The sequence below is a fragment of the Longimicrobiaceae bacterium genome (genome assembly GCA_035936415.1).
Classification (GTDB): domain Bacteria; phylum Gemmatimonadota; class Gemmatimonadetes; order Longimicrobiales; family Longimicrobiaceae; genus JAFAYN01.
Genome location: DASYWD010000103.1, coordinates 1 through 4,923, shown reverse-complemented (window position 1 = coordinate 4,923; position 4,923 = coordinate 1). Strand labels below are relative to the sequence as shown.

The 4,923-nt window shown below is 68.4% G+C and carries 5 protein-coding genes and 2 tRNA genes; 3 read left to right on the top strand and 4 right to left on the bottom strand.

From position 1 onward, the window contains the following. Positions 1-30: 30 nt before the first annotated feature. The 3 genes from VGR37_04100 to VGR37_04090 form a co-directional block, all read right to left on the bottom strand. Positions 31-104 (bottom strand) — tRNA-Arg (locus VGR37_04100). 28 nt (positions 105-132) lie between these two features. Continuing rightward, positions 133-206, bottom strand: a tRNA-Asp gene (locus VGR37_04095). Positions 207-279: 73 nt separating this feature from the next. Continuing rightward, positions 280-702 (bottom strand): hypothetical protein, encoded by a 423-nt coding sequence (locus VGR37_04090; GenBank protein HEV2146576.1) that lies wholly within the window; start codon positions 700-702, stop codon positions 280-282. A gap of 134 nt (positions 703-836) precedes the next feature. Between VGR37_04090 and VGR37_04085 the strand changes: the two genes are divergently transcribed. The 3 genes from VGR37_04085 to VGR37_04075 all read left to right on the top strand — a co-directional run bounded on the left by VGR37_04085 (position 837) and on the right by VGR37_04075 (position 3,775). After that, positions 837-1,307: an Rrf2 family transcriptional regulator gene (locus VGR37_04085; protein ID HEV2146575.1), complete on the top strand. Its 471-nt coding sequence runs from the start codon at positions 837-839 to the stop codon at positions 1,305-1,307. Between the two features lie 103 nt (positions 1,308-1,410). After that, a complete protein-coding gene (locus VGR37_04080) occupies positions 1,411-1,779 on the top strand; it encodes a carboxypeptidase-like regulatory domain-containing protein (protein ID HEV2146574.1) in 369 nt (122 codons plus the stop codon). 139 nt (positions 1,780-1,918) lie between these two features. Beyond that, complete coding sequence (locus VGR37_04075) at positions 1,919-3,775, top strand: ABC transporter ATP-binding protein (GenBank protein ID HEV2146573.1); 1,857 nt, start codon at positions 1,919-1,921, stop codon at positions 3,773-3,775. Positions 3,776-3,890: 115 nt separating this feature from the next. Here VGR37_04075 and VGR37_04070 read toward each other — a convergent pair. Further along, positions 3,891-4,923: MAE_28990/MAE_18760 family HEPN-like nuclease (locus VGR37_04070; GenBank protein HEV2146572.1), on the bottom strand; the 1,033-nt coding region annotated here is incomplete at its 5' end.

The following is a 4,923-nucleotide window of genomic DNA, read 5'->3' as shown; positions in this document are numbered from 1 at the left end:
AGCGGCCGCCCCGTTCTCCCTGATTTCCAGTGCGCCCGGAGAGATTCGAACTCCCGACCTTCTGATCCGTAGTCAGACGCTCTATCCAGCTGAGCTACGGGCGCGTCCTGCGCGGCGCTGCAAGCCTGCGAGCGGGGCCGACGGGACTCGAACCCGCGACCTCCGGAGTGACAGTCCGGCACTCTAACCGACTGAGCTACGGCCCCGTTCGCCCGCGTACGCGGGCGCCGCCGGATGGCGGGCGCGAAGGATAGCGGAAGCCGGGCCCTTTCTCAAGGGCTACGCCGCCTCGCCGGCCGCAGCGATGCGGGCCTCCAGCTCCACGTGGGCGATGAGCACCGCCGGGTCGCGCTGGCGCACCCGCGCGTAGCGCTCGGCGTCTTCGTCCTCGGGCTCCACCAGCTCCCGCACGCGGCCGATGTACGCGCGCGCCTGCTGCGGCGGGAGCGGGTCGCGCGCGGCGAGCGCCTCGTCGATCTCCACGATGAGGCCGGAGAAGGGGCGCAGCCAGGCGAAGAACGGGTCCTGGATGAGCGCCTGCAGAAAGGCGCCGTTGGTGAGGGCGCCGTGGTCACGCTCGAAGGTGGCCCGCTCCGCGTCGATCAGCGCCTTGTGCAGGCGGAGCAGCCCCCGGCGCACTTCCTTGAGGTTGTCGCGCACCGGGTCCGGGGAGCGGTCGCGCCGGGAAACGGGGGGACTCATCACACCTCCTCGCGTGGGGGAACATCCATTCCGCATCCCTTGAAAGAAGCGGGCCAGGCGGGTGCCGCGACCGTTTCCCTTGACACGCCCGACAACTGAAACTATCCTGGTTGCAGTTGAACCAGGAGCCTACGATGTCGACCATGAGCAGCCGGGTGGCGGTGGCGGTGCACGTGCTGGCGTTCCTCACCTGGCGCAGGGAGGAGGCGGTCAGCTCGCAGCAGATCGCCCGCAGCGTGAACACGAACCCCGTGGTGGTGCGCCGGATCGTCGGCGCGCTGCGGCGCGCGGGGCTGGTGGAGGTGCAGCCGGGCGCCGCGGGCGGCGCCCGGCTGGCGCGCGCCCCGGAGGAGATCACGCTCCTGGAGGTGTACCGTTCCGTGGAGGACGGCCAGCCGCTGTTCGCGCTCCACTCGCAGCAGCCGTGCAGGGAGTGCGGCGTGGGCGCGAACATCCAGGCCGCGCTGACCGAGGTGTTCAGCGAGGCGCAGGCGGCCATGGAGGCGGTGCTGGCCCGGGTGACGGTGGCCGAGGTGTGGGAGTCGGTGTTCGCCCGGATGGGGCATCCCGGCCCCTGCGGAGCGGAGGGGCGCCGTACGGCGTAGCTCGCAGGCGCGGCGGCCCCCCGGCGCGCCCCCAACTGCAACCGCAACTGGTACGGTTCCACCCGGAGAGGGTCCGACGCCCGGGTGGAGGGGAGGGAGAGCGATGAGGGGTGACATCCGGATGGACCGGGGCTCCCGCCCCGTGATCCTGCTGCTGGCGCTGACGGCGGCGCTGCTCCTGGCGGGGTTCCGGGGCGCGGGGGAGCCGGAGCGGATCGTGGGACGGGTGACGGACGCCGTGGGGACCCCGCTCGGCGGGGCCACGGTGAGCGCCCGGAGCGCGGCAGCGCAGGGGGCGGAGCGGAGCGCGCAGACCGGGGACACGGGAGGGTTCCAGCTCGCCGGCCTCCCGCCGGGACGGTACACGCTGCGGGCGGAGCGCGAGGGGTACGCCCCCGCGGAGCAGACCGCCGAGGTTGCCGCCGGGGAGCGGACGGCGGTGATCTTCCGCCTCCGGCCGAGCCGCCGGTAGGCGGGGGCGGACCCGCCGGAGGGGCTGCCGCGCCCGAATCCGCTGTTCGCGAACGGCCGGAGATGCGGACCGGATCGGGAAGACGAGGGTATCCGCAACGCCGGCCGTCTCGCCGGCCCCAACCTGGAAGACGAGCTCCGTGGAAGCCAACAAGGACGCGAAGAAGCCCAAGTACGACCGAGCCGCGGCCTGGGCCGAGACCAAGCGGCTGATGTGGCAGCACCGCCGCTCGCTGGCGATCGGGTTCGGGCTGATGCTGATCAGCCGGCTCGCGGCGCTGGTGCTGCCGGCCAGCTCCAAGTGGCTGATCGACGAGGTGATCGGCAAGGGGCGGAACGAGCTGCTGATCCCGCTGGCCGCCGCGGTGGGCGTCGCCACCCTGCTGCAGGCGGTCACCGGGTTCGCGCTGTCGCAGGTGATCAGCGTGGAGGCGCAGCACGCCATCGCCGACATGCGGCGGGCGGTGCAGGAGCGGGTCACCCGCATGCCGGTGCGCTTCTTCGACTCCACGCAGTCGGGGATCCTCATCAACCGCGTCATGAACGACGCGGAGGGGATCCGCAACCTGGTGGGGACGGGGATCCTGCAGCTGGTGGGCGGGATCTTCACGGCGGTCCTCGCCCTGGGCTTCCTGCTTTACTACAACTGGCTCCTCACGGTCATCAACATCGTGCTGCTGGCGGTGTTCGGCGGGGTCATGGCGTACGCCTTCAACCGGCTGCGCCCCATCTTCCGCGAGCGCAGCGTCATCCAGGCGGAGGTCACCGGCCGGCTCACGGAGACGCTGGGCGGGATCCGGGTGGTCAAGGCGTACGGCACGGAGAAGCGCGAGCAGCGCGTCTTCACCCGCGGGGTGCACCGCCTCTTCCGCAACATCGCCGGCTCCATCACGGGGGTGTCGGCGGTGTCCGCCTTCGCGACGCTGGTGATCGGGGTGGTGGGGACCGTGATGATCCTGGTGGGCGGGCGCGCGGTGCTGAATGGCACCATGACGCTCGGCGACCTGTTCGCCTACGTCTTCTTCTCCGGGCTGCTGGCGGCGCCCGTGATCCAGACGGCCTCCATCGGGACGCAGATCAGCGAGGCGTTCGCGGGGCTGGACCGGATCCGCGAGCTGATGCAGACGCCCACGGAGGACGACGAGAGCGAGGGGGCGCTCCCGGTGCGGTCGGTCCGCGGAGACATGGCCTTCGAGGACGTCTGGTTCGAGTACAACGATGGCGTCCCGGTGCTGAAGGGGATCGACTTCAGCGCGCCGGCGGGGACGACCACGGCGCTGGTGGGGTCCAGCGGCTCCGGGAAGAGCACGCTGGTGTCGCTGGTGATGGCCTTCAACCGCCCCAGGTCGGGGCGCATCCGGGTGGACGGCACCGACCTGGCGGAGCTGCGGCTGCGCGACTACCGCGAGCAGCTCGGGGTGGTGCTGCAGGACAACTTCCTCTTCGACGGCACCGTGGCGGACAACATCCGCTTCGCGCGGCCGGACGCCTCGCGCGAGGAGATCCAGGAGGTGGCCCGCATCGCCAACGCGGACGACTTCATCCGTGACTTCCCGGAGGGGTACGACACCGTCGTGGGCGAGCGGGGGATCAAGCTCTCGGGCGGGCAGCGGCAGCGCATCGCCATCGCCCGCGCCATCCTGGCGGACCCGCGCATCCTGATCCTGGACGAGGCCACCTCGTCGCTCGACAGCGAGAGCGAGGCGCTGATCCAGGAGGGGCTGCGCCGGCTCCGGCAGGGGCGCACCTCGTTCGTGATCGCCCACCGGCTCTCCACCATCCGCAGCGCGGACCAGATCCTGGTGCTGGAGCACGGCGAGATCGTGGAGCGCGGCACGCACGCCGAGCTGATGGCGCAGGGCGGCCGCTACCGCGAGCTGCACGACCGGCAGTACGCCTGGGAGCAGGACCTGTTCGTGAACCCGGGCGAGGAGCTGCAGGACCCGGCGCTGGAGGAGGCGATCCCGTCGGGGAAGGAGAGGGTGCGGGTGGGGTGAGGGGCGGGGACGGACGGCACGAACGCGTATGAGGCCCCGGATGGGGGGAGTTGCTGGCAAGTGATCGGAGGGAACTCACTGTTGCCCTGATTCCCAGAGCCGGGCGTCGAGCCAGCTACGGCCGGTGCAAGACAAAGAAGCTGTGGTTTTGCTTAGCCCTAAAGGCAACCCGCATGGCGATCGGTACTCCCACACCCGGCCTTATGTGGGAAATGGGAGTCCCGTCCACCTGCATCTCGAGGATTTCGCCCCCAATGTATGGCCGGATGCCATATCCGGTCTCAGCAACTAATAGGTCACCTACCTTGACCGAGGCATCACGTAGCTCAACGCAGACGATCTCGTTGTTGTACACTGCAACGGGCCTCCCCACCGCATTTCCGTGATGCCGAACCTCATGCCCGAGCGAATCACATACCGCAAGCTCGTATAGAGACAGCCCGTACACTTCAACAAAAACTAAGTAGTCTAGGAGCAGTTCGTTCGACAGCAGTTCGCCAGCACTGCCATGTGCAACCTCATTTCTCCGCTCTGCGAGATCATCCAGAAAGAAGAAGAGTTCCGAGTTACTCAACCCGCTACTATCCCTCCCAGGAAAGTGATGCACGATGTACTCGGAAAATGGGGAAAAATGCCGAATCCGTTGGTTGACGCTGAGCACGCCTACTCGCGCGAAGCTGTCCTCTATGACATCGGACCGGAAGTTCGCCGTGTGGAGGGCGAACGCCTCGGTGTTCAACAGAAATGACGGGAGTTCACTGAGGCATGTGTGTAGGTTGGCGACTAGCGTCGCGGGTGTGACAACTCCTCGGTAGCGGCTCTGCTCAACTCGCGAAAGCAGAGCAACTGTAAGGTCTGTGTGATGCTTACGGACCTGCTCGGGTAGATCTCCATATCTGGGCGCAATAGCGTTTAGACGCGCAATATACTCTCGCAAGAGACTCTCGATGTACTGCTCAAGGAAGCCATATAGGGACACTACGACACTGTTATAGTCAAACTGACGCTTAGAAGGCTGTTGAAGAAGGGGGCCTTCGGAGGCGGCACCGAGTCGACGGCAGGATTGGCCGTGGAGAGGGCACGCAGCGGCGGCTCCGCGGGAGGCGTAACAGAGGAGGCAAGGCTGGTACGGAGCACAGGCGGGATGC